Genomic DNA, 25,393 nt, shown 5'->3' with positions numbered 1-25,393 from the left:
CTGCGCCGGCCCCGTGACTTACATCGGGCGGGTGACGCTGCCGCCGATGTTGGCGATCACTTCGCGGGCGTCGAAGGCGTTGGCATCGCCGGCGGGCTTGGCACCGCGACCCATCAAGATCTCGGTGGTGGCTTCGTAGCGATCGATCTGACGAACGTCGAAATCGTCACGGCCCCAGAAGGGATCGTTCCACCCGCTCCAGCCGCGCGGGCCGAAATAGCGCCAAGACGGACCCCAGAACGGCCTGTAGCGGTTGAAGAACGGGTCGTTGATCGTCTGGTAGCGGGTATCGCGATCGGTGGCGCGGTTGACCGTGGAGAACCAGTCGTAGCCGTTTGCGGCGGTCAGTTCGGCCGAGCGCAGCAGCAGGCCCATCTCGACCTGTTCGCGCGAGGTGACGGAGTTGCCCGAGAAGCTGACGCGGTAACGGTCGTTCTCCAGCCGTTGCTCGGCATAGCCGCCACGCTGGCCGTTGAAGCCGGCGGGGGCGTAGGCGGTGGAGGTGGCGCAGGCAGCCAGGGTCAGGGCCGAGGCGGCGACGACCAGAAGGGACTTGAGCGAAGAGGTCATTGGAAGCTCCGAAACTTTGAGCGAGAAATCCGTTATTCAACCTGAACGGTGCATGAACAGCGACGTTCCAGCAGCGCGCAAGTCCCTATAATCGCAAGACAATCAGGACCGCGGCAATCAGAAGCAGGGAGCCGACGAAGACGCCGAAGCCGCGCCGGAACCGAGGCTCGTTCATCCGCCGCGCCAGAACGGCACCGCCGAGACCGTAGGCGCTCATGGTCAGCACGTCCATTCCGATGACTGCCACTGCGAACAGGGCCAGCTGTGGGGCGGCGGGACGGTCGATGCCGAGGAAGGGCGGCAGCACGGCGGTGAAGAACAACACCGCCTTTGGATTGGCGATCTGCACCAGGAAACCATCGACGAAGGCGGGGCGGCGCAGTTGGGTCCGGCCCTCTGTCGAGACGTCGTTGGTCGCGGGTCCGAACGCGGACCGGATCGAGGAAACGCCCAGCCATGCCACATAAAGGGCACCCGCGATCGCGATCCAGCGAAAAACCTCCGGAAACGCTGTCACCAGGGCGGCGAGGCCGAGCGCCGCCGCGCCGAACCAGACCAGGGTGGCGAGATTCATGCCGGCCACGGCGATCAGCACCGCCTTCTTGCCCCGCTCCATCCCCGTGGCGATGGCGAAAAGGTTCGCCGGTCCCGGCGTCACCGCCATGACGGCCATCACGCCGAGGAAGACGACATAGAGATGGGGATCGACCGGAAGGGCGCTCACGTCGACAGGCAGACCACCTGGGCGACGCGCAGGTCACGGCGCAGATCGTCGGCGACCCGGCCATAGTTGTCGACGGTGATGGGCTCGCTCTCCAGCTGCTCGTCCGGTTGCTGTTCGCCCCGGATGGCGGGACCCAGGGTGTCGGGGGCGGTGGTGTAAAGTCGTCCGCGACGCGGTGCCTCGGCGATGGTCAGGGCCACCACCCGGCCACGCCGGTCCAGGGCGGGCGCGCCGGACAAGCCCCCAAGAGTGCCTTCCAGCCCCGACGTGCGTCCGACCTCTGCCCAGGCCAGGACCGGCTCTTCATGCGCCCCGCGACCACCAACCTTGAGGGTCTCCCGGCCCAGAAGACGCGAGGTGACCTCTCCCGGCCGGCCCTGCGGGAAACCGGGATGGAAGGCGCGCTGGCCGACATGCAGCGGCGTACTGGTCGTGACCGGCAGGGCCGGGGGGCCGCCTGCGGTGATCAGGAGGGCGATGTCGGCCCGGGGCGACAGGCGAACGTCGGCCGCGACTGCACGGCCGCCGCCGACGACCAGGGCCGGCCTGCGGCATCCGTCGACGACATGGCGCGCGGTCAGCCAGCGCCCGCGCCCGGCGATGGAGAAGGCCGTGCCGGCGACGGGCTGGAAAGTCGCATCCGGCGCGGTCACCGTCACGGAGGGATCAAAGGGAGTGACGGGCCCCAGCAATGCGCCCTCGATCTCGTCGGGCGGCGGCGGGGCGGGCGGCGCGTCGGCGTTCTCGCGCCGGCTCAGCGAGCCCAACACCAGGGTCAGGACGACACTGGAATAGATCAGCCAGTCCGGCGGACGCGGAAAACGCATTCGCGCCGGCTCAGCCCGTCAGGGCGGCGGCGACGATCAGGGCCGTGGCCAGCTTGGCGGAGACAAGCAGGACGGCGGCCGAGATCTCACCCTCCTGGATCCGCTGCGGCAGGCCGGTCAGGACCAGGTCGACGATGCGGAAGGCCAGAAGCTGGAGAACCAGGGTCGCGAGACCCCAAAGGGCGATGTCCGCGACCGAGGTCGAAACCGACATGGACACGGCCAGCGGAATGGCCAGTCCCAGCAGAACGCCGCCGAAGGCCACCCCGGCCGCGGCGTTTCCTTCGCGAATGAGGGTGATCTCTTTCCATGGTGTCAACAGGGCGTAGATCACCGCTCCCGCGGCGAGCAGGCCGAAAGTCACCATGAGATGGACGACCAGCACGGGGAAGCCGCTGGCGAAGGCCTGGACTTCGGGGCTCGACAGTGTGTCTGACAAGGACGACGGGGCCATGGCGGGCGGGAACGATCTCACGGTGAAGCCGCCGGAGGCGGGCGGAGGACTAGTAAAACTGCTTGCCCGACTGTGGCCCCGATCCGCAAGGACGCGGCGGACACACTGAATGACCAATGATTGCAGGGAGGTGATTTCAGCGGCTAAGGCGGGGGATGACCGAGCCCGTTCTGCCGACCGTCCTTGTCGTCGCCGTCGCCCTGATTGACGTGGACGGCCGGGTGCTCATTGCCCAGAGGCCCGAGGGCAAGGCGCTGGCCGGTCTGTGGGAATTTCCTGGCGGCAAGGTCGAGCCGGGCGAACGGCCCGAGGGAGCCCTGATCCGCGAGCTGCACGAGGAACTGGGCATCGACGTTCAGGAGGCCTGCCTGGCCCCGTTCGTTTTCGCCAGCCACGCTTACGAATCGTTTCATCTCTTGATGCCATTGTACCTCTGCCGGCGCTGGTCCGGCGTGGTCGTCAAGCGCGAGCACGCCGCCCTGGCCTGGGTGAAGCCGAACAAGCTGTCGGACTATCCCATGCCGCCCGCCGACGCCCCGCTGGTCGCCTGGTTGCGCGATCTTCTTTAGGTTTCGCCCAACGGAGGGCCGAATGACGCGCCTGATCCGCCGGTTCCTGAAAAGCGACAGCGGTGCCACCGCAATCGAATACGGACTGATCGTGGCGATGATCTTCCTGGTCATCGTCGGCGCAGTTTCGCTGTTTGCCGGCAAGGCTACGGGCACCTTCGACAAGGTCTCGACCGCCGTGAGCGCCGCCACCAGCTAGGCGGCAGCCCGGCTGTGACCGATTGCAACGTGGCGGCAACGGCCGCAGGCCGCTAAGGCTGCAGGCGATGTTGCGCCTTCTCGCCCTTCTCGTTTCGCTGTTGCTGTCAGCCGCGCCGGCGCTCGCCCAGACGCCGGTGGTCAGTCGTGCGCAGGCCGTTGCCCAGCCGGGGCCGCAGCGGACGGTGCGAATCGAGGCCGAACTGGTCCCGATGAGTCAGTGGGCCGCGCCCGGCTCCACCGCCATCGTCGCCGTCCGCCAGAGGATAGAACCCGGCTGGCACACCTACTGGCGCAATCCCGGTGATTCCGGCGGGGCGACCACGCTCGACTGGACCCTGCCCACAGGGGTCTTCGCCGGCGACATCGTCTGGCCGACGCCCGAGCGCCAGCGGCTTCAGGACCTGATGAACTACGGCTATTCGGGTGAGGTCCTGCTGCCGGTTCCGGTCGAGGTTCCGGCCGACGCCCGGCCCGGCTCCATCCTGACTCTCGTCGTCCGCGCCCTGTTCCTGGTGTGTAGCGACGAGATGTGCGTCCCGGACGAGGTGACGCTGCGGCTCGATCTCAGGGTCGGTCAGGGCGCGGCCCCGCTGGACGCCCGCTTCGGTGCGGCGATCCAGACCGTCGTCGAGACCGCGCCGCGTCCTGCCGGTATCGCAGCCCGGGCCGTCTTGGAGGGTCGGACGTTGCGCCTGACCGCCACCGGCGGGCCGCTCGCGGGGCTCGAACCCGGTCGGGCTTGGTTCTTTCCGTTCGAGACCGGCCTGATCGACCATTCCGCGCCCCAGCCAGGCGAGCAGGGCTCCGACGGCCTGACCCTGAATATCGCCATCGGGGGCACGCTGGCGGCGGACGGGCTGACCGGGCCGATCGGGGGCATCCTCGTCACCGACGGCGGGGCATGGGAGATTGAAGCGACGCCTGGCCCGGCCTTGCCCGGGGCGGGGGGCGGGGGGGCGCTGGACCTGTCCGAACAGCCTGCGGGCGGCGGATCGACGTCCTGGACCGGCTTCCTGCAGGCGGCGGCCTTTGCCTTGCTGGGCGGGCTGATCCTCAACCTGATGCCCTGCGTCTTCCCGATCCTGGCCATGAAGGCGGCCGCACTGACCGCCGGCGCCCATGCGCCCGAGGAGGCGCGACGCGACGGGCTGGCGTTCCTGGCGGGCGTGCTGACCACCTTCCTCGTCCTGGCCGGCATCCTGCTCGTCTTGCGGGCGGGGGGGCAGGCCGTCGGCTGGGGTTTCCAGCTTCAGTCGCCCGGCGTCGTGGCCGTCCTTGCTCTTCTGATGGTCGCCGCAGGCCTCAATCTGTCGGGCGTCTTCCACGTCGGTGCCGGTTTGCAGGCCGCGGGTTCCGGGCCCCTGTCACGCCTGCCGGGAGGGGTCGGAGCCTTTTTCACCGGGGGGCTGGCGGTGGTGGTGGCGGCACCCTGTACCGCGCCCTTCATGGCCTTCGCGCTCGGCGCCGCCTTGCTCATGTCCTGGCCAATGGCGCTGGTCGTGTTCCTGATGCTGGGTCTGGGTCTGGCCCTGCCCTATCTGATCGTCAGCCGGTCGCCGCGTCTGCTGGCGACGCTGCCTCGGCCAGGTCCCTGGATGGATCGTCTGAAGGGCCTGCTGGCCTTCCCGATGTACGGCACCGGCCTGTGGCTGGTCTGGGTCTTCGCCCGGCAGGCGGGGGAAGACGCGCTGGGCGTCCTGTTCCTCGCGATCCTGTTCCTGGCCCTCGGCCTCTGGCTGGCAGGAATCAATCAGACGCGTCGCGCGCAAGGCGGGACCGCCGTGATCAGCGCCGTGACGGCGACCCTGGCCATCGTCGCCACGATCGGCCTGACCGGTGTCGCCGCCATTCAGGGGCGGGCCGAAGGCGGAGACATGGCGATCTCGTCAGGCCTGCTGCCTTCGGCCCCCTGGTCGGTCGAGGCCGTGGCGGCGGCCCAGGCCGTGGGGCGGCCGGTGCTGGTCAATTTCACCGCCGACTGGTGCGTCACCTGCAAGATCAACGAGCGGACCTCGCTGAGTTCTCCCAAGGTCGCCGAGGCCATGGCGGCGTCGAACGCGGTCTATCTGGTCGGCGACTGGACGCGACGAGATGACGCGATCACGCGCGAGCTGGAGCGCCGCCGACGGTCCGGCGTTCCGCTATACCTCCTCTATACGCCCGGCTCGCCCGAGCCCCGCATCCTGCCCCAGCTTCTGACCGAAGGCGTCGTGATCGACGCCCTGGAGACCGCCAGCCGCTGAGTTGATCCGAAGGAGACGCCGCCGTGACCCGCTTGCCCATCCTCGCCGCCGCCCTTCTCGCTCTCGCAGCCTGTCAGCAGGGCGAGGCGCCTGCGACCCCCGCAGCGACCGAAACGGCTGCTGTCGCACCGATGGCCGGCGTCGCTCCGGCCTTCAGCCTGACCGATAGCGAAGGGGTTCAGCGCTCGCTCGCCGACTTCCGCGGCAAGACGGTCGTGATCGAGTGGACCAACGAGGGCTGCCCCTACGTCCAGAAGCACTATTCGTCGGGGGCCATGCAGGCTCTGCAGCGCGAGGCGGTCGCCGACGGCGTGGTCTGGCTGACCGTGATCTCGTCCGCGCCGGGCAAACAGGGCCATGTCGAAGGCGAGGCTGCCCGCGCCTGGCGGGCCCGCAACACTGCCGCCTCGACCCATCTGCTGCTGGATCCCGAAGGGACCGTTGGCAAGGCCTACGGCGCGATGACGACGCCCGACATGCGGGTGATCGACGGGGAGGGCCGGATCCTGTTCACGGGCGGGATCGACGACCGTCCGACCAACGAGGTCAAGGACCTGGAAGGCGCGAACAATTTCGTCCGCGCGGCCCTCGATGATGTGCAGGCCGGCCGGACCGTTCGCACGGCCTATGCCCAGCCCTACGGTTGTTCGATCAAATACCCGGACGAGGCCTGATCGGCCTCAGGGTGTCGGCAGGCCGCTCTGGGCGTCGGGTTGGGGCGGCGAGGTGATGACCTCGACGTTGTCATTCAGCAGATAGGACAGTTCCGACAGGGCGGTGGCGCGGGCCGCGTCCGTGGCGGCGGTCTCGACGGCCGCGACCTTGACCGGGATGTCCTCGGAAATGCCGCGCAGGATGCATTTCAGGTCGCCGTCCGTGCCGCGCTCCTTGAGGATCAGATGCGCCTGCATGTCGAGAGCGGCGAGTTCCTGCGCCTGACTCTTGAAGGCGTCAAAGTCTGTCAGGACGCCGTTCCAGCCTTCGACGACTGTCTTCAGAGCGCCGGCGCGGCTGACGATGTCGATGAACAGGGGCTCGGACGCGACCGAGACCGGAGCCCCCGTGACGGCGGCCGACTCGGCGGCGGCCAGGGCCACACTCGGGTCGGTGAGCAGGAGGGCGGCGGCGATGGCGATGCCACAGGACATGGTGAACGACCTTTTCGCGAATCGGCGATTGAACCGGTCTACGCCTCACCCGTAAACGAGACCTTGCCTAAGGGGATCAAACCGCATGACCGACTGGACCGCTTTCGACGCCGCCGCAGCGCGGGATGCCGACGCCCGCATCGTTGACCAGTTCGCCGCTGACCCGGATCGGCTGGCCCGGATGTCGGTCGAGGCGGCGGGGCTGTATCTCGATCTGTCCAAGCAGAGCTGGACGAAGGAGGGCTTCGAGACCTGTCTGGGCCTGACCCGCTCGGCCGGTGTCGAGGCGGCCCGGGCACGACTGTTCGGCGGCGAGGCGATCAACTTCACGGAGGGCCGCGCCGTCCTCCACCCCGCCCTGCGCGCGGCGAGGGGTGCCGACTTCCATGCCCACGGCGAAGCCGTCTCCGCCGAAGTCGACGCCGTCCGCGCCGACATGGCCGCCTATGCGGCCACCGTCCGCTCCGGCGCTGAGACAGGCGCGACCGGGAAACCGTTCAAGGCCATCCTTCACATCGGCATCGGGGGCTCCGATCTGGGCCCCCGCGTGGTCTGGGACGCGCTCCGTCCACTCGACCCCCAGATCGATCTTCGGTTCGTTGCCAATGTCGATCCACGCGACATGGCCGAGGCCGTGACCGGGCTGGACCCCGAAACGACCCTGGTCGTCGTCGTCTCCAAGACCTTCACCACCCAGGAAACCCTGGCCAATGCCGAGGCGGCCAGGGCCTGGCTCGCTGCGGGTCTGCCCGAGGCCGGTCGGGACAGGCATTTCATCGGCGTCACCGCCGCGCCGGACAAGGCTCAGGCCTTCGGCTGCGCCCGCACCTTCGCCTTCCGGGACTGGGTCGGCGGCCGCTATTCCCTGTGGTCGGCGGTCAGCCTGAGCTGCGTCATCGCCCTGGGTCCGGACGTGTTTGAGGCCATGCTGGCCGGCGCTTCAGCGATGGACGACCATTTCGTTTCGGCGCCGCTCGAGAAGAACGCCCCGGTCCTGATGGCTCTGGCCCAGATCTGGAATGTAAACGGTCTGAACCGGCCCGCCCGCACCGTGGCCCCCTACGCTCATGCGTTGCGCCGCCTGCCGGCATTCCTGCAGCAGCTCGAGATGGAGTCGAACGGCAAGCGGGTCCATCGCGACGGCTCGCCCGTGACGCGCCGGACCTGTCCCGTCGTTTTCGGTGAGCCGGGCACCAACGGGCAGCATGCCTTCTTTCAGCAGATCCACCAGGGCCCTCAGGTCGTGCCGGCCGAGTTCGTGATTGTGGCGAAGACCCATGCCGACGTCCCGGAAAGCCCGCTGTGGTCGAACGCGCTGGCCCAGGGTCAGGCCCTGATGCTGGGCAAGACGACGGAAGAGGCGCGGGCCGAACTGCTGGCCTCCGGCGCCGACGCGGCCGAGGCCGACCGGCTGTCTACGCACAAGACCTTCCCCGGCAACCGGCCCTCGACCGCCATCGTGATGGACCGGCTGACGCCCGGGACGCTCGGCGCCCTTCTGGCCCTCTACGAGCACAAGACCTTCGTCGAGGGGGTGATCTGGGACGTCAATTCCTTCGACCAATGGGGGGTGGAACTGGGCAAGGTGCTGGCCAGGGCGATCCTCAAGGACGTCGCGGCGGGCGGACCGCCGGCGTCTCTTGATCCCTCGACGGCTGCCCTGCTGACTCGCCTGATGTAGAAACGGGCCCGAAAGGGCCCGCTTCCGGTGTCAGTAGTTGCGCCAGCGACGATCGTCACGACGGTCATCCCGGCGATCATCTCGTCGATCCGAACGCCAATCGCGGCGGTCGTGCCGTCGGTCGTTGCGGTTGTCCCAGCCTCGCTCGCGGCTGTTGATGCCGTGCTCACGCTCCCAGTGGCCGCGGTTGCGCCAGCAGCGCCCATCGCGCCAGTAGTCGCAGTCGGATCGATAGTCGCTGTTCCCGTAGCCGTAGCCCGAACCATAGCTGTAGCCGTAGTGGCTTCCGCTGTAGGACCGGTAGCCGTCGTCGTCGATGGAGGCGGCCACGCCCAGGGCCGCGCCTGCCAGCGCGCCGGTAGCCACATAGCGGTCGTCGCCATCGCCGATCACCGCGCCGGCGATGCCGCCGACGACGGCGCCGATCAACAGTCCCGCGACGGCATCGCCGTCGTCATCTCGATCATTCCGGTCGTGGCCGCGTCCATAGTTCTGCGCTGCGGCCGGCATGGCGGCGAGGCTCAGCGTCAGGGCGGCGGTGCCAACGGCAATCATTTGAAACATCTTCATCGTCCCACCCTCCAAGCCGTCATTGCAGCCTGCGCCCTCGATCAGGAGAGCCGCGACTTACGAAATCCATTGCTGCGCTTGTGAACCTGAACGATCGAACAGAAATCCCGTTCATCTGGCGTTCATCGCGGCTGCGCGCCTTGACGCTCCCGACCCTGGCACCTACTTGCACCTCGCGTTAGCACTCGCGAGGCTTGGCTGCCAAAAAGCCGACCCGGAGGGGCTACGAGGAAACTTTGAAATCTTCACTGGAGAATACACAGATGGCGTTTCGTCCCCTCGGCGACCGGGTGCTGGTCAAGCGCGTGGAAGAAGAATCCAAGACCAAGGGCGGGATCATCATCCCCGACACCGCCAAGGAAAAGCCCCAGGAAGGCGAAGTCGTCTCCGTCGGCCCGGGCGTCCGTGATGAGCGCGGCACTGTCAACGCCCTGGAACTCAAGGCGGGCGACCGCATCCTGTTCGGCAAATGGTCGGGCACCGAGGTCAAGCTGGAAGGCGAAGACCTGATCATCATGAAGGAGTCGGACGTACTGGGCGTGCTGTAAGCACCGGTATTTTCAAGCTTTTTCTCCCTACAATTCCAGACAGGAGCTGCCCTCAATGGCTGCCAAGATCGTACAGTTCAACACCGACGCGCGCGACAAGATGCTGCGCGGCGTCAACATCCTCGCCAACGCTGTCAAGGTGACCCTGGGTCCCAAGGGCCGCAACGTCGTGATCCAGAAGTCCTTCGGCGCCCCGCGCTCGACCAAGGACGGCGTCTCGGTCGCCAAAGAGATCGAACTTGAGGACGCCTTCGAGAACATGGGCGCCCAGATGATCCGCGAAGTCGCTTCGAAGACGAACGACAAGGCGGGTGACGGCACCACCACCGCGACCGTCCTGGCCCAGTCGATCGTGCAGGAAGGCCTCAAGGCCGTCGCCGCCGGCATGAACCCGATGGATCTGAAGCGCGGCATCGACAAGGCCGTCACGGCCGTCCTCGCCGACATCAAGGCCTCGGCCAAGAAGGTTGAGAACAACTCCGAGATCGCCCAGGTCGGTACCATCTCCGCCAACGGCGACGCCGAAGTCGGCGAGATGATCGCCAAAGCAATGGAGAAGGTTGGTAACGAAGGCGTTATTACTGTCGAAGAAGCGAAGACTGCGGAGACTGAGCTCGATGTCGTCGAGGGCATGCAGTTCGACCGCGGCTACCTGAGCCCTTACTTCATCACCAACGCCGACAAGATGGAGGTCCAGCTCGAGGATCCCCTCATCCTGCTGTTCGAGAAGAAGCTGTCGTCCCTCCAGGCCATGCTCCCGATCCTGGAAGCCGTGGTCCAGTCGGGCCGTCCCCTGCTGATCATCGCCGAGGACATCGAGGGCGAGGCCCTGGCCACGCTCGTCGTCAACAAACTGCGCGGCGGCCTGCGCGTCGCCGCCGTCAAGGCTCCGGGCTTCGGCGACCGCCGCAAGGCCATGCTGGAGGACATCGCCGTCCTGACCGGCGGCCAGGTCATCTCCGAGGACCTCGGCATCAAGCTCGAGAACGTCACGATCGACATGCTCGGCAAGGCCAAGAAGGTCACCATCACCAAGGACGACACCACCATCGTGGACGGCGTCGGCGGCAAGGATGAGATCGAGGCCCGCATCGGCCAGATCAAGAAGCAGATCGAGGACACCTCCTCGGACTACGACAAGGAAAAGCTGCAGGAACGTCTGGCCAAACTGGCCGGCGGCGTCGCGGTCATCCGCGTCGGCGGCTCGACCGAGGTCGAGGTCAAGGAAAAGAAGGACCGCGTCGACGACGCCCTGAACGCCACGCGGGCCGCGGTTGAAGAAGGCATCGTCCCCGGCGGCGGCATCGCCCTGCTGAAGGCGACCAAGGCGCTGGAAGGTCTGAAAGGCGACAACGCCGACCAGACCGCCGGCATCGCCATCATCCGTCGCGCCATCCAGGCCCCGATCCGCCAGATCGTGGAAAACGCCGGCGTCGAAGGCTCGATCGTGGTCGGCAAGGTGCTCGAGAACCCCTCGCTCACCTTCGGCTTCAACGCCCAGACGGAAGAATACGGCGACCTGGTCGCCATGGGCGTGATCGACCCGGCCAAGGTCGTCCGCACGGCGCTGCAGGACGCGGCCTCGGTCGCCTCGATCCTGATCACCACCGAGGCCGCTGTGGCCGATGCTCCCAAAAAGGGCTCGGGCGGCGGTGCCGGCGGCGGCATGGGCGGCGGCATGGGCGGCATGGGCGACATGGACTTCTAAGGAGAAGTCCACGGTCCCCCATCCATCCTTGCTGGGCGAGGTCGGGCAAGCCGACCTCGCGGGGGCGACATGGACTTCCAGGCGGAAGGGCGGCGTTCGCGCCGCCCGGACGCCCCGGCGCAGGCCGGGGTCCAAGGCTCAGTCACAGGCTGAAATGAAGAGGGCGGGGCCGAAAGGCTCCGCCCTTTTTCGTGTCCGTCACCCATGCTATGTTGTGTGCAGAATTCTGCACAGGATTTCAGCCATGACCGCCACCCTGGGCGTGCTCGACGCCCGGAGCCGCTTTTCCGAACTGATCGACCGCGCCGAACGCGGCGAGGAGACCATAGTCACCCGCCACGGCCGCATCGTCGCCCGCATCGCTCCGCCTCAGGACGCGGTCGCGCCGACGCGGACGCCCGAGGAGGGCGCGGCCGTGGTCGAGCGGTTCCGCGCCCTGCGCGAGGACATTCGCGCCACGGGAGGCCCCATCACGCGCGACGAGATCCGTGCCTGGATCCGCGAAGGTCAGCGTTGAACCTGTTCGTCGTCGACGCCTCGGTCGTGGGCTGCTGGTCGCTCCCGGACGAGTCCGACCCGGACGCGGACCGCCTGCTGGCCGCTGCCTCGCGGGGTGTGCTGGCCGCGCCGTTCCATTTTCCGGCCGAGATCGGCAATCTGATCCTGACCGCAGAGCGTCGACGCCGGATCACACCGGAACAGGCGCGCAGTGCCCGACAGGCCATCGCCGGGCTCTCGTTCGACATCGACCCCGGCGGCTTCGACACGGTCTGGAGCGCCGCCTATCCCCTGGCCGTGCGTCACGGCCTGACCCTGTATGACGCCCTCTATCTGGAACTGGCGCTGCGGCTGAACCTGCCGCTGGCGACCTTCGACCGCGATCTGCGCCGGGCGGCGGAGGCGGAAGGGGTGCGGTTGGCGTGAGGCGGGGTCATCGACCCGACCAAGGGAGTCCGCACGGCGCTGCAAGATGCTGCGTCGGTCGCCGGCATCTTGATCACCCCCTCAGGGGCCGTGGCCGATGCTCCCAAAAAGGGCTCGGGCGGCGGTGCCGGCGGCGGCATGGGCGAAATGGACTTCTAAGTCCGACGCTCAGCTACCGCTGAACCTACAGAAACCCCGGTCAGAAATGGCCGGGGTTTTTTTGCACCCTCGCTCTCGCTCGTTTGTGCTTGTATTTACGTTTTTCTGCGTTTTTTGTTCATCTAGACAAGGAGAAACTGATGTCTGAAAACCAAATAGGCGTGCCGATCCCGGTAAGCATGTTCATCGACTTTCATCAGCTAGCGGCGAAGCAGGGGCGGGCCGCCGACGCCGTAGGGGTCATCCAGTCAGTTCTTGAGAACTGGCTGGATATGCAGGAGTGGTCCGAGCGGACGTTCCCAAGCGCGAATGGCGGTTTTCGTTGGAAGACGCTCGTCCTGCCCGACACCACAAAAATCCGAATGCGATACCTTGGCGAATACCACTACGCCTCAATCGAAGGTGATCGGTTCATCTGGAATGGTGAGGCCTCTACTCCCGGCCAGTTCGTCAATGGAGTGACCGGCACGAGCCGGAGCGCTTGGCGGGATATTGAGATCAAACGCCCAAACGACCCGGAATGGATCGCAGCTTACACCCTTCGGTCGATTGAGAGCTGACTCACAAACCGCTGTAGCGCAGTGCGCTACAACGGATCAGGAAAAACCCGTTAGGCTCCGGGATGACGGTCGCTTGATCCAGGCTAGAGTGATCGACCCCGCAAAGGTCGTTCGCACCGCTTGTCAGGACGCGGCCTCGGTCGGCATCCTGTTCACCACTGAGGCGGCCGTGGCGGAGGTGCCCAAGAAGCGTTCGGTCGGCGGTGCCGGCGAGACCCTCTTAGCCGCCCACTGTCGTGGCCCAGACCTTCCACTGGTTAGCGGCCTGTGTGGCTGAACGACCGGTCGTTTGGTGGCTCTGTCCCATGTAGTCGCCGCTCGCGATCCATACTGATGGCGACCGCTGATGCACAGACACCTGATGTGGGCGCCCCCATACAATGACTGGAATGCTGCGGCTCATTCAACGCTCCTTGCGGCGTCCTGCCCGCCCTTCAGTTCGCCGTGAATTGCGGCGATCTCGCGCGCGAGAGACTCATCTGCCAGCCGCGCCTCTCGCGCTTGGAAATCTTGTTCGAGGATCTGGATGACGGCTGCCCGGACCACTGGGAAGTATTTGAGGCAGGTCTGCTCATCGAGTTCGTGAAGGCCCTTACTCAGGATCGCGTACGTCGCCTTGTGCTTCACTAGAGCGGGCGGCAACACCGCTTTCAGTTCCCCGATTTTTTCGTCCATTCGTAGGCCGCTGAACCCTTCGACCGGCACAGGTAGCTCGTCATGGTGTTGCCAAATGAGTCTCTCGAAGATGCGACGAAGGTAGACGAAAGACCCGATTCCGATCCCATGACTCGCCAAACCGGACGCGCGCTTCAATTCGCCGAAATGCTTCTTAAGCAAAGGACGGTACTTCTCGATATCCGCGCCAGCGACGTCCTCAAGCGACGGCCACTGGCCGATTTTAGTTAGCGTCATATTGGCCGCCTTGAAAAAGTAGCGGTATTTGTGCGCCCTGTTTCTTTGACACTCGACGGTGTGATCGAAGAAGCCGATCTTCACAGCTTTATCGGCGTCATTATCTCTGTAGCTCCGGCTCGCAGTCTTGAAAGGTGACTGGCTTCCGCATTGGATGCAATGCGCATCAAACGCCACATCACCCCAGACCAAGGTCAGAATAGAGCCCTTTCCTTTTTCGGAGTTGGGGACAGCGAATACCTCATAGAGGGGCGTGTCGAGAAACAACTTGGCGGGCTCGGGCGGTGGTGCCGCAGCTAGTGGTTCAGCCAAATCCATCTCCCAAATCGCACATTGAAATGAAGCATCGAGGTGGCAGTCAGCGCACTGAAACTCCAAAATTCCAAGGTGCTTGATTTAGCTTTCATAGTGAAAGCACGTGCGGCTTGAGCACGTCCACTGTCTCGGTCAGGCCCGCCGCCTCCATGTCCAGCAGCAGGATTTCGGCCGTCTTCTCCGGTCTCTTGAACCGTTCGCGCATCCGCCGGATGGCGAAGACCGCTCGGCCGGGGTCCAGGGCGATGGTGTCGGCGATGAAGGCGTCGGCGCTGCGCGCCTCCAGGTTCAGCGGCGTCAGGACCTGCTCGGGAAAGTCCTTCAGATTGTCGGTGACGATGATGGAGGCGCTGGTCTTGAGCGCGGCGGCCACGACGTGGCGGTCGTTCTCGTCCGGGAGGCCGACGACGGCGCCCATCATGCCGGAGAAGTCGCCGACACAGGCCTCCTCGAAGGCGGTGACCATGGCCGAGCGGGCGCGGGCGGCGCGCTCTGCTGCATCCTCGACGCCCTTGCCGCTCAGGATGGCCGTGATCGCGGCCTCGGTTTCATCAAGGATCTGGTCCGACCAGCGGAGGCGGAAGAACTCCGCCTCCGCCAATGTCAGGAGAAGGTTCCGCTTCAGCGCACCGGCGAGGGCGCAGGCATCGACCAGGGCGGTGAAGCGGTTGGCGAACACGGGCTACAGATGCTCCGCATCCAGCTCCGCCAGTGCGGACAGGGCGTCGCTGCGTTTTGCGTCGCGCGCCTTCTTGTAGGCGAACAGGTTCTCCGCCTTGACGCGGCGGTGGCGGCCGACGGTGACGTGGTCGATGGCACCCTTTTCCAGCAGGGACACCAGGAAGGGGCGGGACACATTCAGAATGTCCGCCGCCTGCTGGGTCGTCAGCATCTGGCTGACCGGAACCAGGGTCACGGCGTCGCCCTGGCCGATGTAGCGCAGCAGGTCCATCAGCAGGCCGGACAGGGCCGGGGTGAGGATGATCTCGGCCGCCTTTCCGGTGTCGTCGAGGACGCGGAGGCGCTGGTCCGTGTCGCTGGTGGCGTGGGCGGCCAGAATCTGGCGCAACTGATTGGCCGCCGCCCTCTCGTTGGCGGACGGCAGCCGGTCGCCGAGTTTCTCGGCGAAGGCTGGCAGGGTCATGTGAGTGCTCCCGTGGGGCGATGATCTAGGCATTATTCGAAATAAACGCAACGAAAGAAATATTCGAAGCGGCTTAACGTTCCGTATCGGCGTGTTTCAACGACGCAGAGTACGGGCCATGGCTGAGCCTAACATCAGGCCATACCCATCAACGCATCGGCCTGGAACCTCAATCGAATCAAGCCTCGGCTCTATTTAGAGCCATTCGGCGCGCCGCCTGTCGCCGTCCCCCTACACTGCGGGACATGACCGAAGCGCCCCTGAACCGACGTCCGTATTGCCGCCACAGCGAGGATGACTGGCGCGAGATCGAGGCCCTGTATCGGGCCGGGGCGACCGCCAGGAGTCTGGCGGCGAGGTTCGGCGGCTGCGAGCGGCAGATCTATCGCCGGGCGCAGGAGGGCGGCTGGCTGCGAAAGCACCGCAAGACGACCCGTCGCGCGATGACGCCGAAGGCGGCGGAGGCGAAGGCTCGGAAAATCTCGGGCGTGAAGGCGGATGCGCCCGTGCGGGCGCTGAAGGCGGATGCGGACCTGTCGGACGCGACGCGGGCGGCGGTGCGGACGACGGTCGGAATGCTGAGGGACGGGGAGACGGCGCGGGCCTATGCCTATGGGCGACTGGCGGCGCTGATGCTGAGGCTGGATCGGGCGCTGGGGGATGTGGAGGCGACGGCGCCCGGCGGGCGGACGCCGCAGCAGGAGGCCGCGCTGGCGGCGATCCTGGCGCGGCTGGGGGTGGAGGGGTGAAGAGGGTGCGGGGGAAAGGCCCCCTCCGTCACGGCGCGAAGGGGCGCCGCGCCACCTCCCCCATAAGGGGGGAGGATTTAGCGGAGGTCCCGCTTCTGACGAAGGAGGACGCGGAGGCGCTTCATCCTGACGATCAGGCGAGGTTGGCTTGGGCGGGCGCCGCCCATGAGGGTCAGCGGCCGCCCGGCGGCGAATGGCGGACCTGGGTGTTTCTGGGGGGACGGGGGGCGGGGAAGACGCGGGCGGGGGCGGAGTGGGTTTCGGATGTGGCGGCGCGGCTGGGGGCCGGGGGGCGGATCGCCCTGGTGGGGGCGACGCTGCACGATGTGCGCGCGGTCATGGTCGAGGGTCCCTCGGGGCTGATGAACCTGCCGTTCCGGACGCCTCCGGTGATGGAGAGCTCGCTGCGGCGGCTGGTGTTTCCGGGCGGGGCGGTCGGGGTGATGCTGTCGGCGGCCGAGCCGGAACGGCTGAGGGGGCCGCAGTTCCATGCCGCCTGGGGGGATGAGTTCTGTGCCTGGGAGAAGCCGGAGGAGGTGCTGGCGATGCTTCGTCTTGGTCTTCGATTGAGTGCGCGGTGCCCCCTCCGTCACGGCCCGGAAGAGGGCCGCGCCACCTCCCCCAAAGGGGGGGAGGATTGGGTTCCGAGGTTGATGCTCACGACGACGCCGAAGCCGTTGGCGGTGTTGCGAAGGGTGTTGGCGGAGGCGGACTGCGTCAGGACGCATGCGCCGACGGGGGCGAATGCGGGGAATCTGGCCGAGGGGTTTCTGGAGGCGATGCAGGCTCTGTATGGCGGGACGCGACGGGCGGCGCAGGAGCTGGACGGGGTGGTGCTGGAGGCCGAGGGGGCGCTGTTCACGCACGTGGAGATGAGGCGCGCGCGAATGTTGGGGCGGTCGTGGGCGCTGGGCGGAGCAAGAGAGGGCTACGAGCGGGCCGTGGTGGCGGTGGATCCGCCGGTCGGGACCCTGTCGGGCGAGGGCGGGGACGCCTGCGGCATTGTGGTGGTGGCGCGCGCTGCGGGGACCGCCTGGGTGCTGGACGACCGCTCGGTGCGGGGGCTGTCGCCGGCGGGGTGGGCGGCGCGGGTGGCGCGGACGGCCAGCGACTGGGAGGCGGCCCTGGGCTGTCCGGTCCGGGTCGTGGCCGAGGGCAACCAGGGCGGGGACATGGTCGAGGCGGTGCTGAAGGGGGCGGGGGTGACGCAGGTCGTGCGGCGGGTGCAGGCCCGTGTGGGCAAGCGGGCGCGGGCCGAGCCGGTGGCGGCCCTGTATGAACAGGGACGGGTCGGCCATGTCGGGGAACTGACCCTGCTGGAGGAGGAGCTGCTGGGGATGGGGGAGGCAGGGGGATCGAGTCCCGACCGGGCCGACGCCCTGGTCTGGGCTGTGACGGACCTGCTGATCGACGGGGGCGGGGTAGTGATGCCGAGGGCCCGGGCTTTGTGAGACGGGCCCGGGCTTTGTGAGACGGGATTGTGACTCTTTGTCCATGTTCGGGTCCTGACGATTGCAGACGCGCAGGCGGTCGTTAATGTTCGCCGCTTCAGGAAAAGGACTGTTTCTTTCATGCGTCTTCGCTCCGTCTCCCTCGCCGCCCTTCTGGCCGTGATCGCCCCTGCTGCACCGGTTCTGGCCCAGACGGCCGTGGCGCCGGTCGCGGCGACCACGCCCCAGGCCGCCGAACTGGCCGCCGCCCCGGTGTCGCAGCTGGTCTCCGAGGTCGCCATTCCGTGGACGCGGTTCGTGCTCGACAACGGGCTGACCGTCATCGTGCACGAGGATCGCAAGGCGCCGGTGGTGGCGGTGTCGGTCTGGTACAATGTCGGCTCCAAGGACGAGCCGGCCGGGTCGACCGGCTTCGCCCACCTGTTCGAGCACCTGATGTTCGGCGGGTCGGAGAATGCGCCGGGGTCCTACCTGGGCCGGATGCGGAACCTCGGGCCGTCGAACCTGAACGGCACGACCTGGTTCGACCGCACCAACTATTTCCAGACCGTGCCGACGCCGGCGCTGGAACAGGCCCTGTTCCTGGAAAGCGACCGTATGGGCTATCTGCTCGGCGAGGTCGGACAGGACGTGCTCGATCTGCAGCGCGGCGTTGTCCAGAACGAGAAGCGCCAGGGCGACAACCAGCCCTATGGCCTGGTCCAGTACGCCCGGCTTGAGGCCCTCTTCCCCGAAGGCCACCCCTATCGCCACTCGACCATCGGCTCGATGGCCGACCTGGACGCCGCCAGCCTGGAGACGGTGCGCGACTGGTTCCGCGACAACTACGGCCCGAACAACGCCGTCGTCGTCCTGTCCGGCGACATCAACGAGGCGACCGCCCGTCCGCTGATGGAGCGCTATTTCGGCACCATCGCGCGCGGTCCGGTGAACACCCCGGCCGAGGCCGATGTGCCGACCCTGGCCGCTCCGGTCGTCCAGGTCATGCATGACCGCGTGGCGACTACCCGCCTGTCCCGCAGCTGGGCCGTTCCCGGCCTGCTGAGCGACGACGCCGTGCCCCTGTCGGTCGCGGCCTCGGTGCTGGGCGGCCTGGCCTCCTCGCGCCTGGACAATATCCTGGTGCGCGACGAGCAGACGGCCGTGCAGGTGTCGTCCTCGATGCAGGACTTCCACCGCCTGGGCTTCTTCGACATCACGGTGAACGTGAAGCCGGGCGTGGACGCCGCCGAGGTGGGTCGCCGCCTCGACGCCATCGTCGCCGACTTCATCGCCAACGGACCGACCGAGGAAGAGGTGGCCCGCGTCGCCACCCAGTATGTCTCTGGCCGGATCCAGAGCCTGGAACAGGTCAATGGCAAGGCCAACGTCCTCGCCGAGGGCCAGCTCTATGCGGGCGATCCGGACCACTACAAGAAGGAACTGGCCGAATACGCTTCGGTCACCCCGGCCCAGGTGCGCGACGTCATGCAGCGCTGGCTGACCCGTCCGGTCTACGACCTGACCGTCGCTCCGGGTGAGCGCGAGGCCTATGAGGAGGCCGCCGCCGCCCCGGCGGGCGCCGCCCCGGTCCCGGCCGCCGAGATCCAGCGCGTCGCACGCATGCCGATGCCGGACATCGGCCAGGTGCCGGACCTGGACTTCCCCGCCGTCGAGCGCGCCAGCCTGTCGAACGGCATCAAGGTGGTCTACGCCCACGTCGACACCGTGCCGGTGACCCGCGTCGGCATCGATTTCGACGCCGGCTACGCCGCCGACCGCGCCGATCGCCTCGGCGCCCATGCCATGATGCTGGACCTGCTGAACGAGGGCACCACGACCCGCGACGCCAACCAGCTGGCCGAGGAAGAGGAACGTCTGGGCGCTTCGGTCAATGTCGGGGCCTCGATGGACCGGACCTCGGCCGATCTGTCGACCGTGACCGCCAACCTGGCACCGTCCCTGATCCTGCTGGCGGACGTGGTGCGCAACCCGACCTTCGCCCCGTCCGAGATCGAGCGCATCCGCGCATCGCGCCTGTCGGGCCTGGCCAGCGAAGCGACCCAGCCGGCCGCCATCGCCGCCCGCGCCCTGCCGCCGTTGATGTATGGCGCGGACAGCCCCTATGGCCGGTCCTTCACCGGGTCGGGCGATGTGGCGACCCTGACCGCCCTGACGCGGGCCGACATGGTCGCCGAGCACGACGCCTGGGTGCGACCGGACAATGCGACGATCTTCGTCGTCTCGGACCTGCCGCTGGCGCAGGTGACCGCGCAGCTGGAAGCCGCCTTCGGCGACTGGCGCGCACCTTCGACGGCGAAGGGAACCAAGTCCTTCTCCGACAGCGTGCCGGCGCCGACCAACCGGATCGTTCTGATCGACCGTCCGCAGTCGCCCCAGTCGCTGATCTACGGCGGCGCCGTCCTGCCCGTCCTGGGCACCGACGACCTGCTGGCCCTGAACGCGGCGAACGTGACCCTGGGCTCGGACTTCCTGTCGCGGATCAACTCGGACCTGCGCGAGACCAAGGGCTGGTCCTATGGGGTGCGCGGCGGCATCAATGCCCTGGAACACCGCGTCCCCTATATCGTCAACGCCCCGGTCCAGGCCAACCGCACCGGTGACTCGGTCGCGGCCCTGATCGCCCAGTACGACCGCTTCCTGGAAACCGACGGCGTCCAGCCGAACGAGCTGGAGCGGACCATCAACGGCAACACCCGGTCACTGGCCGGCGGGTTCGAGACCTCGTTCCAGATCCTCGGTGCCCTGCGCTCCAACGCCCTGTTCGGCCGTCCCGACGACTATCAGGCCACCCTGGCCAGCCGCACCCGCGCCCTGACGGCTGCCCAGATGGACGAAGCCGCGCGTCAGGTCATCAAGCCCGACCAGTTCGTCTGGGTCGTGGTCGGCGACGCCTCGGTGGTCCGCCCGCAGCTGGAGGCCCTCGGCCTGCCGGTGGAGGTGCGTTCGGCCGCCCAGTAGGCCGACCGAACTTTCGTTGATCGAAATGGAAGGGGCGGCGAGCGATCGCCGCCCCTTTTTTCATGGGAAGCCACAGACTGTGAGGCGCTGACGAAGGCCAGGCCGGCATCCGCGACACCGCCCGAAAGCGGACCGATTGAAAGGCCGGGCCGGGTGGACAGCGGACATGGGCTCAGCGAGGCGGCGTCTGTCTATTTCGGCTGCGCGAGAAGCCGACCGTCGCCGTAGGCGCCGTCCAATCGACCCGTCCGCGCCCAGTCCAGCACAGCCTGATAGTAGCCGGCTGCGTTGCCGAGCGATGTGCGACTGCCGTCGGGGGCCGTCTCGAACCGGACGATTCCATGGTCGGTGTCCGGATACTCCAGCAGGGTGATCGGCCTCCCCTGGGCGGACAGGTCGATCAGTCGGCGACGTGTGGCGTCGGGTGGTGCAGCCCGGTCGTCTTCCGCCTGGATCCAGAGCATGGGCGTGTCCAGGCTGCTCAGCACCGGCAGGGGGTCATAGTCCCACGACGGCCCGTGTTCGAGTTGGGGGGCCATGGCCATGATCTGCGCGTTGGACGCGTTGAGCAGCAGGCCGGTGAACTCGCCCCTGATGTCCGCGAACCAGGGCTCGGCGCGGTAGCGTGCGCGAACGGTCTCCAGACCTTCGAAGCCGACGGCACCATGCGAGGCGACGAAAGCGCCGGTGACGTCGGTGATCTCCCGCGCCTGCTCCAGAACCTCCGGGCCCCACCCCCTGGCCTCGAGATCCTGAACCACCTGGTCGCTGTCTTCGGACAGGACGCCATAAGCCATGCCGAAGCGGACGATGACGAAGTCGACGGGTGTCCGGGCGGCGGCGAGCGGCGCGACCCAGCCGCCCTGGCTGGCACCGTCCAGGCCGACCCGGCTCGCCCGGCCCCCGGCAAGCCGACGGGCCTCGACGACGGCCGCAGCGGCGTCCTCGGCGAGGATGCGGAAGTCCTGGGTGTAGTGGCCTTCCGATCCGCCTGAGCCCCGCTTGGCGTAGACGAAGACGCCGACCCCCGAGGCCGGGGCGAACCGCTGGAAGGCGTTGAAGTCGAGGGCGTTCGACCGTTCCGATCCGTGCACCTCGACCATGATGGGCACGGGACCGTCGCCGGGCGGCAGGATCAGCCGTCCCTGCAACCGGGTTCCGCCCTGGCCGACGAAGGTCGTATCCTGCACATCCAGCGTTATGCGGGAGCCGGACTGGCCATCGAAGACCATCCGGCCGTCGTCGCAGCCGCCCAGCTGCGGTTGCGGACCCTCGATCCGACTGGTCGATCCCAGGGTGCTGACCCAACGCCCTTCGGCGTCGAGCGTCATCCGTGCGGTCGATCCGTCGAGCCGGCGCCAACGGAGGCCCTCGGTCTCGAGCGGGGCGACATCCACCCAGCTGCCGTCGGCCAGACGATAGACGCCCACGTGGCAGGTCACGGCCGGATCGGATCGGGCGTCGACGTCGGCCCCCGGAAGCTGGGCCATCGCAGGCAGGGCGAGGACGGAGGCGGCGATGGTCAGGGCGGCGGCGAGCCAGGCGTGGGACACAGGTTTTCCGATCCAGCAGGGTTGCGGTTTCGCCCAACGCCATTGCCGGTCTCGTTGCGGCTCGCTAGGCCGGACTTCGCGAGTGGCGCCAGGGCTTCGCGAACGGGACGACATGGACCGCAGGCCGAAAAAACGAGGCGTGACGACGGCGCTGCGGCGCTGGGCGATCGACGTCGCGATCCTGGCCGGGATCGGCCTGTTGATGGGATTCCTCGGCCCCTTCGACTCGGACAGCGCCCCCGTCGCGGTGCGTTATGTCTACTGGATGATCTGCCTCGTCGGCGGCGGACTGATCGGGGTCGGAGCGGACGAACTGATTCGTCGATATCTGCTGAGCCCCTGGTGGCGGATGGCGGCAGTCTCGGTCCTGATGACGCCGCCGGTGACCCTGCTGGTGCTGGTCACCCAGCATCTGCTCGTGGACCAGCCGATCACCTGGCCGGCCTACGGGTGGCTGCTGTGGCAGGTGTGGCCGATCATGCTGGCGGTGATGGCGGTCCGGGCTCTGGTCTGGCGGCGCGCGCCCGTGGTCGTCGAGACGCGAACCGTCATCGCTCCGCCGCTGCCCGCGGCCGAGGCGACCTTCAGGCGCCGGCTGTCGGCGAGACGCCGCGAGGCACGGCTGATCGCGATCGAGGCGCACGACCATTATCTGAAAGTCCATACCGACTTGGGCGCAGAACTGATCACCCTGCGGTTCGCCGATGCCCTGGACGAACTGGTGCTCGCTCACGGCTGGCGGGTCCATCGGTCCTGGTGGGTGGCGGCGGGCGCGGTAGAGGGCGTGCAGTGGCGGCGCGGCGTGGGCGAGATACGCCTTGCCGGCGGGCTGACGGCGCCGGTGAGCCGGACCTATGGGCCGGTGTTGAAAGAGGCTGGCTGGTTCTAGGAGGCCGCGACCAAAGTCCGGGGACGCCTGGATGAGCAGGGGGCCGGAGGTCAGCCCTGCGCCCGGAGCGGTCGTTGTCGCTCGTCCGAAAGGGCGACATTTGTCAGCACGAAACGCGATGATGCACATCTTCCGAGAATGCATCTCCGCCGAGAGACGGACCGGAGGGTCGAGCCTCAGACAACAGCCGCAGCCCAGTCGGTCCCCTTCAAGGCGGCGGCGTAGGTCCGGCTGACCGGAGCGAACGATCCGTCGGACAAGGCCAGAGCGCCGCGACCGCCCTTCCAGCGGACGGTCTGGACGGCGGTGCGCGCGACCCACCAGGACCGGTGAGTGCGAAAGCCGTCCATGGTCGACAGCAGGTCCAGCGCGTCCCCCAGGCGCATCAGCACCAGGGCCGATCCGGCCTCGGTGCGGATGCGCAGATAATGATCCTCGGCCTCGACCGCGATCAGCCGCGCCCGCGCCAGCCGGGGCGGCAGCTTGTGGCGCATGGCGAGGGGGGCAAGACCCTCGGGGACCGACGGTCGGGTATCGGCCCGGTTCAGGGCTTTGCGCGTCAGCCAGGCCAGGGCCAGGGCGGCGACATTGACCGCCAGCACTTCGGGAAGAAGCCGCAGGAACCGCGCGGCCGAGACCGCCTCACCGAACAGGACCACCGGCAGCAGCGAGACCCAGGCCGTGATCACCGGCGTCATGATCGCCAGCTGGAAGACGAGGAACAGCCGGGGCCGCCCGGACAGGCGCGGCGCCAGCCCCATCTCGATCAGGGCCGCAATCACGCCGCCGCCCACCACGGCCAGCTGCCAGTAGAGGTGGCGCATCGGGCCCGGGGCGGCGGCCGTGCCGAACGGCGCGATCGTGGCCAGGAAGATCCCGAACAGGACCAGGGCGACCAGTTCCACACCACCCGACCGGCCCAGTCTCAGCGACGCCAGCCCCCTGATCGCACCTGCCCCCGTCACGCCACGCTCCGTTCGCGAACAGACCCGTCCCGTTCGCGAAGGCGACCAGACACGTCGCCGCGATCCGGTTCAAGCCGCTCCGATCAATCAAGGGACGTTGCAGCATGACAAGAGCGGTTTCGGTGGCGGTGTTCATCCTGACGGCACTAACGGCCGGTGCCTTGGCGCTGGCGGCCTCAGCCGTCGTCGTCCCGGCAGGGACCGCGCCGTCGCCCGTTCCATCGCCCGAACAGGTGGACGCCTATGTCGAGCGCGGAATGGCGGACCTGCACATTCCGGGCGCGGCGGTTGCGTTGTTTTCCGGCGGCCGGGTCACGCACGTCAGGGGGCTGGGGCGCGCCGATGACGCGGGAAGGCCGGTGACGGCGCAAACCCCCTTTCAGCTGGGCTCGGTCAGCAAGTCGTTTGCAGCCCTGGTGGTCCTGCAGCTGGCCGACGAGGGGCGACTGTCGCTGGATGATCCGATCATTCGATACATCCCGACCTTCAGGACCGCTGACCCGGCGGCCTCAAGCCTGATCAGCGTCCGCCATCTGCTGAACCACCGCAGCGGCCTGTCGACCCTGGACGGCAACCGCAGCCAGTCGGGCACCGACCGGGGGACGGATGCGATGGCCCGGGCCACGCTCAAGCTCAGGGACGCACGGCTCCAGACCCCGCCCGGCGACCGTTTCGCCTATTCAAACGCCAACTACGCCCTGCTTGCCCATCTGATCGAGACCGTCGAGCGACGCCCTTATGAAGACGTCCTGCAGGCCCGCATCTTCGGTCCGCTGGGGATGCGGAATTCGTTCGTCCAGGTGCCGAAACCCGGATCGGCCCGCCCCGCCGTCGGCCATACCCAGTGGTTCGGACTGACGGTCGAGCGCGACTTCGTCGCCGGCCGGATGATGGCCGGGCCGGGCGGCGTCACGGCCAGCGCCGAAGATCTGGCCACCTATCTGGTTGCGGTGTTCGGGCACGACCCGCGCATCGTCCCCGGCCCGCTTTCTGAAGCCCTCTCCCGGGAGCGCCGGGGCGGTTACGAATTCGGGTGGGAGTTCGACACGATCGAAGACCGGAGGTTGATCTTCCACGGCGGGCTGAATCCGGGCTTCTGGTCGCGGGTCGCCTATGACCCGAAAACCCGGCAGGGCGTGCTCGTCCTGACCAATATGTCCGGCAGTCTGGAAGGCAATCTGGTGGGTGGGACGGTCAACTACGCGCTGGGCCTGCCCGCCGAGGCCATCGCGCCGGCCGGCGTCAATCGGTTGCGCCTGTGGGGCACGCTCGGTCTGACCCTGCTGCTGGCCCTGGGCAGCGCATTGTCGATCCGGAACCTGCTCCGCAAGAGCGCCGGCGCGGGACGCCGGTTGACCGTCGCCGGAGTGGCGGTCGCGGTCGTCCCGTCCCTGGCCCTGCTGGGCCTCAGCTATGTCCTGGTCGTCACCGTCCCGGGGCTCAGCGGCGTCACCCTGACTGCCGTCTATATGTTCTACCCGGACCTCGGCGTCCTGCTGGCCCTCTCGTCCGCCATCGCGGCGCTCTGGGCCGGGCTCAGGACCGGACTGTTGCTCGTCCAGCGATGA

26 protein-coding genes and 2 pseudogenes are annotated in these 25,393 nt (G+C 67.7%); 17 read left to right on the top strand and 11 right to left on the bottom strand.

Translation table 11 applies throughout. The features are described from left to right. Positions 1–18 precede the first annotated feature (18 nt). The 4 genes from ACW18A_RS14930 to ACW18A_RS14915 form a co-directional block, all read right to left on the bottom strand. Positions 19–570, bottom strand: a complete 552-nt coding sequence (locus ACW18A_RS14930) for a CC0125/CC1285 family lipoprotein (RefSeq protein WP_492022492.1) — start codon at positions 568–570, stop codon at positions 19–21. Between the two features lie 85 nt (positions 571–655). Next, a complete protein-coding gene (locus tag ACW18A_RS14925; RefSeq protein WP_492022491.1) occupies positions 656–1,294 on the bottom strand; it encodes a LysE family translocator in 639 nt (212 codons plus the stop codon). Further along, a complete protein-coding gene (locus ACW18A_RS14920; RefSeq protein WP_492022490.1) occupies positions 1,291–2,121 on the bottom strand; it encodes a S1 family peptidase in 831 nt (276 codons plus the stop codon). The genes ACW18A_RS14925 and ACW18A_RS14920 overlap by 4 nt, the downstream gene beginning before the upstream one ends. Before the next feature lie 10 nt (positions 2,122–2,131). Beyond that, positions 2,132–2,575, bottom strand: a complete 444-nt coding sequence (locus ACW18A_RS14915; RefSeq protein WP_492024406.1) for a DUF350 domain-containing protein — start codon at positions 2,573–2,575, stop codon at positions 2,132–2,134. A 155-nt stretch (positions 2,576–2,730) separates the two neighbouring features. Between ACW18A_RS14915 and ACW18A_RS14910 the strand changes: the two genes are divergently transcribed. The 4 genes from ACW18A_RS14910 (at position 2,731) to ACW18A_RS14895 (ending at position 6,262) form a co-directional block, all read left to right on the top strand. Next, positions 2,731–3,144: a (deoxy)nucleoside triphosphate pyrophosphohydrolase gene (locus ACW18A_RS14910; protein WP_492022489.1), complete on the top strand. Its 414-nt coding sequence runs from the start codon at positions 2,731–2,733 to the stop codon at positions 3,142–3,144. Positions 3,145–3,166: 22 nt separating this feature from the next. Continuing rightward, entirely contained in the window at positions 3,167–3,343 is a 177-nt protein-coding gene (locus ACW18A_RS14905) for a Flp family type IVb pilin (protein ID WP_492022488.1), read from the top strand. Positions 3,344–3,410: 67 nt separating this feature from the next. Then, entirely contained in the window at positions 3,411–5,588 is a 2,178-nt protein-coding gene (locus ACW18A_RS14900) for a protein-disulfide reductase DsbD family protein (protein ID WP_492022487.1), read from the top strand. 23 nt (positions 5,589–5,611) lie between these two features. Continuing rightward, positions 5,612–6,262, top strand: a complete 651-nt coding sequence (locus tag ACW18A_RS14895) for a redoxin domain-containing protein (RefSeq protein ID WP_492022486.1) — start codon at positions 5,612–5,614, stop codon at positions 6,260–6,262. Between the two features lie 6 nt (positions 6,263–6,268). Here the strand turns inward: ACW18A_RS14895 and ACW18A_RS14890 are convergent, their stop codons facing one another. Next, positions 6,269–6,736, bottom strand: a complete 468-nt coding sequence (locus ACW18A_RS14890) for a hypothetical protein (protein WP_492022485.1) — start codon at positions 6,734–6,736, stop codon at positions 6,269–6,271. Positions 6,737–6,821: 85 nt separating this feature from the next. Here ACW18A_RS14890 and pgi point away from each other — a divergent pair, with 85 nt between their 5' ends. Beyond that, a complete protein-coding gene (gene pgi / locus ACW18A_RS14885) occupies positions 6,822–8,417 on the top strand; it encodes a glucose-6-phosphate isomerase (protein ID WP_492022484.1) in 1,596 nt (531 codons plus the stop codon). A 30-nt stretch (positions 8,418–8,447) separates the two neighbouring features. On the opposite strand, the gene ACW18A_RS14880 is transcribed toward pgi, so the two are convergent. Next, positions 8,448–8,987, bottom strand: a complete 540-nt coding sequence (locus ACW18A_RS14880; RefSeq protein WP_492022483.1) for a hypothetical protein — start codon at positions 8,985–8,987, stop codon at positions 8,448–8,450. Between the two features lie 263 nt (positions 8,988–9,250). Between ACW18A_RS14880 and groES the strand changes: the two genes are divergently transcribed. The 7 genes and pseudogenes from groES to ACW18A_RS14845 all read left to right on the top strand — a co-directional run. After that, complete coding sequence (gene groES / locus ACW18A_RS14875; RefSeq protein ID WP_309627137.1) at positions 9,251–9,535, top strand: co-chaperone GroES; 285 nt, start codon at positions 9,251–9,253, stop codon at positions 9,533–9,535. A 55-nt stretch (positions 9,536–9,590) separates the two neighbouring features. Then, positions 9,591–11,243: a chaperonin GroEL gene (gene groL, locus ACW18A_RS14870; protein WP_492022482.1), complete on the top strand. Its 1,653-nt coding sequence runs from the start codon at positions 9,591–9,593 to the stop codon at positions 11,241–11,243. A gap of 244 nt (positions 11,244–11,487) precedes the next feature. Further along, on the top strand, positions 11,488–11,760 hold the full coding sequence (locus ACW18A_RS14865) for a type II toxin-antitoxin system Phd/YefM family antitoxin (RefSeq protein ID WP_492022481.1): 273 nt from the start codon (positions 11,488–11,490) through the stop codon (positions 11,758–11,760). Then, the gene (locus ACW18A_RS14860; RefSeq protein WP_492022480.1) at positions 11,757–12,167 is read left to right on the top strand and encodes a type II toxin-antitoxin system VapC family toxin; all 411 of its coding nucleotides are present in this window, start codon (positions 11,757–11,759) and stop codon (positions 12,165–12,167) included. The genes ACW18A_RS14865 and ACW18A_RS14860 overlap by 4 nt, the downstream gene beginning before the upstream one ends. 3 nt (positions 12,168–12,170) lie before the next feature. Next, a pseudogene (locus ACW18A_RS14855) lies at positions 12,171–12,326 on the top strand (hypothetical protein); the annotation flags it as partial. A 140-nt stretch (positions 12,327–12,466) separates the two neighbouring features. Continuing rightward, on the top strand, positions 12,467–12,886 hold the full coding sequence (locus ACW18A_RS14850; RefSeq protein WP_492022479.1) for a hypothetical protein: 420 nt from the start codon (positions 12,467–12,469) through the stop codon (positions 12,884–12,886). A 73-nt stretch (positions 12,887–12,959) separates the two neighbouring features. Continuing rightward, a pseudogene (locus ACW18A_RS14845) lies at positions 12,960–13,163 on the top strand (hypothetical protein); the annotation flags it as partial. Positions 13,164–13,285: 122 nt separating this feature from the next. Here ACW18A_RS14845 and ACW18A_RS14840 read toward each other — a convergent pair. The 3 genes from ACW18A_RS14840 to ACW18A_RS14830 form a co-directional block, all read right to left on the bottom strand. After that, complete coding sequence (locus tag ACW18A_RS14840; RefSeq protein WP_492022478.1) at positions 13,286–14,116, bottom strand: hypothetical protein; 831 nt, start codon at positions 14,114–14,116, stop codon at positions 13,286–13,288. Positions 14,117–14,201: 85 nt separating this feature from the next. Continuing rightward, complete coding sequence (locus ACW18A_RS14835) at positions 14,202–14,792, bottom strand: PIN domain-containing protein (protein ID WP_492022477.1); 591 nt, start codon at positions 14,790–14,792, stop codon at positions 14,202–14,204. A 3-nt stretch (positions 14,793–14,795) separates the two neighbouring features. Further along, on the bottom strand, positions 14,796–15,257 hold the full coding sequence (locus ACW18A_RS14830; RefSeq protein WP_492022476.1) for a helix-turn-helix domain-containing protein: 462 nt from the start codon (positions 15,255–15,257) through the stop codon (positions 14,796–14,798). A 245-nt stretch (positions 15,258–15,502) separates the two neighbouring features. Here ACW18A_RS14830 and ACW18A_RS14825 point away from each other — a divergent pair, with 245 nt between their 5' ends. The 3 genes from ACW18A_RS14825 (at position 15,503) to ACW18A_RS14815 (ending at position 20,418) form a co-directional block, all read left to right on the top strand. Continuing rightward, complete coding sequence (locus ACW18A_RS14825) at positions 15,503–16,006, top strand: hypothetical protein (RefSeq protein WP_492022475.1); 504 nt, start codon at positions 15,503–15,505, stop codon at positions 16,004–16,006. Positions 16,007–16,149: 143 nt separating this feature from the next. Continuing rightward, complete coding sequence (locus ACW18A_RS14820) at positions 16,150–17,457, top strand: terminase large subunit domain-containing protein (protein WP_492022474.1); 1,308 nt, start codon at positions 16,150–16,152, stop codon at positions 17,455–17,457. 120 nt (positions 17,458–17,577) lie between these two features. Next, entirely contained in the window at positions 17,578–20,418 is a 2,841-nt protein-coding gene (locus ACW18A_RS14815) for a M16 family metallopeptidase (RefSeq protein ID WP_492022473.1), read from the top strand. Positions 20,419–20,609: 191 nt separating this feature from the next. Here the strand turns inward: ACW18A_RS14815 and ACW18A_RS14810 are convergent, their stop codons facing one another. Further along, positions 20,610–21,971 (bottom strand): alpha/beta hydrolase family protein, encoded by a 1,362-nt coding sequence (locus tag ACW18A_RS14810; RefSeq protein WP_492022472.1) that lies wholly within the window; start codon positions 21,969–21,971, stop codon positions 20,610–20,612. A gap of 139 nt (positions 21,972–22,110) precedes the next feature. On the opposite strand from ACW18A_RS14810, the gene ACW18A_RS14805 reads away from it, so the two are divergent. After that, positions 22,111–22,860, top strand: a complete 750-nt coding sequence (locus ACW18A_RS14805; protein ID WP_492022471.1) for a LytTR family DNA-binding domain-containing protein — start codon at positions 22,111–22,113, stop codon at positions 22,858–22,860. Between the two features lie 176 nt (positions 22,861–23,036). Here ACW18A_RS14805 and ACW18A_RS14800 read toward each other — a convergent pair whose 3' ends face one another. Next, on the bottom strand, positions 23,037–23,825 hold the full coding sequence (locus ACW18A_RS14800; protein WP_492022470.1) for a LytTR family DNA-binding domain-containing protein: 789 nt from the start codon (positions 23,823–23,825) through the stop codon (positions 23,037–23,039). A gap of 104 nt (positions 23,826–23,929) precedes the next feature. Between ACW18A_RS14800 and ACW18A_RS14795 the strand changes: the two genes are divergently transcribed. Continuing rightward, entirely contained in the window at positions 23,930–25,393 is a 1,464-nt protein-coding gene (locus tag ACW18A_RS14795) for a serine hydrolase domain-containing protein (protein WP_492022469.1), read from the top strand.

The organism is Brevundimonas sp. AVps5 (assembly GCF_058681515.1).
The sequence above is the reverse complement of the archived record's forward strand: the minus strand, read 5'-3'. Positions and strand labels throughout refer to the sequence as shown.

What these genes read in the sequence shown, in the direction of transcription:
- ACW18A_RS14930 (WP_492022492.1), bottom strand. Translation starts at nt 570, where the DNA reads ATGACCTCTTCGCTCAAGTCCCTTCTGGTCGTCGCCGCCTCGGCCCTG.
- ACW18A_RS14920 (WP_492022490.1), bottom strand. Translation starts at nt 2,121, where the DNA reads ATGCGTTTTCCGCGTCCGCCGGACTGGCTGATCTATTCCAGTGTCGTC.
- ACW18A_RS14915 (WP_492024406.1), bottom strand. Translation starts at nt 2,575, where the DNA reads ATGGCCCCGTCGTCCTTGTCAGACACACTGTCGAGCCCCGAAGTCCAG.
- ACW18A_RS14910 (WP_492022489.1), top strand. Translation starts at nt 2,731, where the DNA reads ATGACCGAGCCCGTTCTGCCGACCGTCCTTGTCGTCGCCGTCGCCCTG.
- ACW18A_RS14905 (WP_492022488.1), top strand. Translation starts at nt 3,167, where the DNA reads ATGACGCGCCTGATCCGCCGGTTCCTGAAAAGCGACAGCGGTGCCACC.
- ACW18A_RS14900 (WP_492022487.1), top strand. Translation starts at nt 3,411, where the DNA reads ATGTTGCGCCTTCTCGCCCTTCTCGTTTCGCTGTTGCTGTCAGCCGCG.
- ACW18A_RS14890 (WP_492022485.1), bottom strand. Translation starts at nt 6,736, where the DNA reads ATGTCCTGTGGCATCGCCATCGCCGCCGCCCTCCTGCTCACCGACCCG.
- pgi (WP_492022484.1), top strand. Translation starts at nt 6,822, where the DNA reads ATGACCGACTGGACCGCTTTCGACGCCGCCGCAGCGCGGGATGCCGAC.
- ACW18A_RS14880 (WP_492022483.1), bottom strand. Translation starts at nt 8,987, where the DNA reads ATGAAGATGTTTCAAATGATTGCCGTTGGCACCGCCGCCCTGACGCTG.
- groES (WP_309627137.1), top strand. Translation starts at nt 9,251, where the DNA reads ATGGCGTTTCGTCCCCTCGGCGACCGGGTGCTGGTCAAGCGCGTGGAA.
- groL (WP_492022482.1), top strand. Translation starts at nt 9,591, where the DNA reads ATGGCTGCCAAGATCGTACAGTTCAACACCGACGCGCGCGACAAGATG.
- ACW18A_RS14865 (WP_492022481.1), top strand. Translation starts at nt 11,488, where the DNA reads ATGACCGCCACCCTGGGCGTGCTCGACGCCCGGAGCCGCTTTTCCGAA.
- ACW18A_RS14850 (WP_492022479.1), top strand. Translation starts at nt 12,467, where the DNA reads ATGTCTGAAAACCAAATAGGCGTGCCGATCCCGGTAAGCATGTTCATC.
- ACW18A_RS14840 (WP_492022478.1), bottom strand. Translation starts at nt 14,116, where the DNA reads ATGGATTTGGCTGAACCACTAGCTGCGGCACCACCGCCCGAGCCCGCC.
- ACW18A_RS14830 (WP_492022476.1), bottom strand. Translation starts at nt 15,257, where the DNA reads ATGACCCTGCCAGCCTTCGCCGAGAAACTCGGCGACCGGCTGCCGTCC.
- ACW18A_RS14825 (WP_492022475.1), top strand. Translation starts at nt 15,503, where the DNA reads ATGACCGAAGCGCCCCTGAACCGACGTCCGTATTGCCGCCACAGCGAG.
- ACW18A_RS14815 (WP_492022473.1), top strand. Translation starts at nt 17,578, where the DNA reads ATGCGTCTTCGCTCCGTCTCCCTCGCCGCCCTTCTGGCCGTGATCGCC.
- ACW18A_RS14795 (WP_492022469.1), top strand. Translation starts at nt 23,930, where the DNA reads ATGACAAGAGCGGTTTCGGTGGCGGTGTTCATCCTGACGGCACTAACG.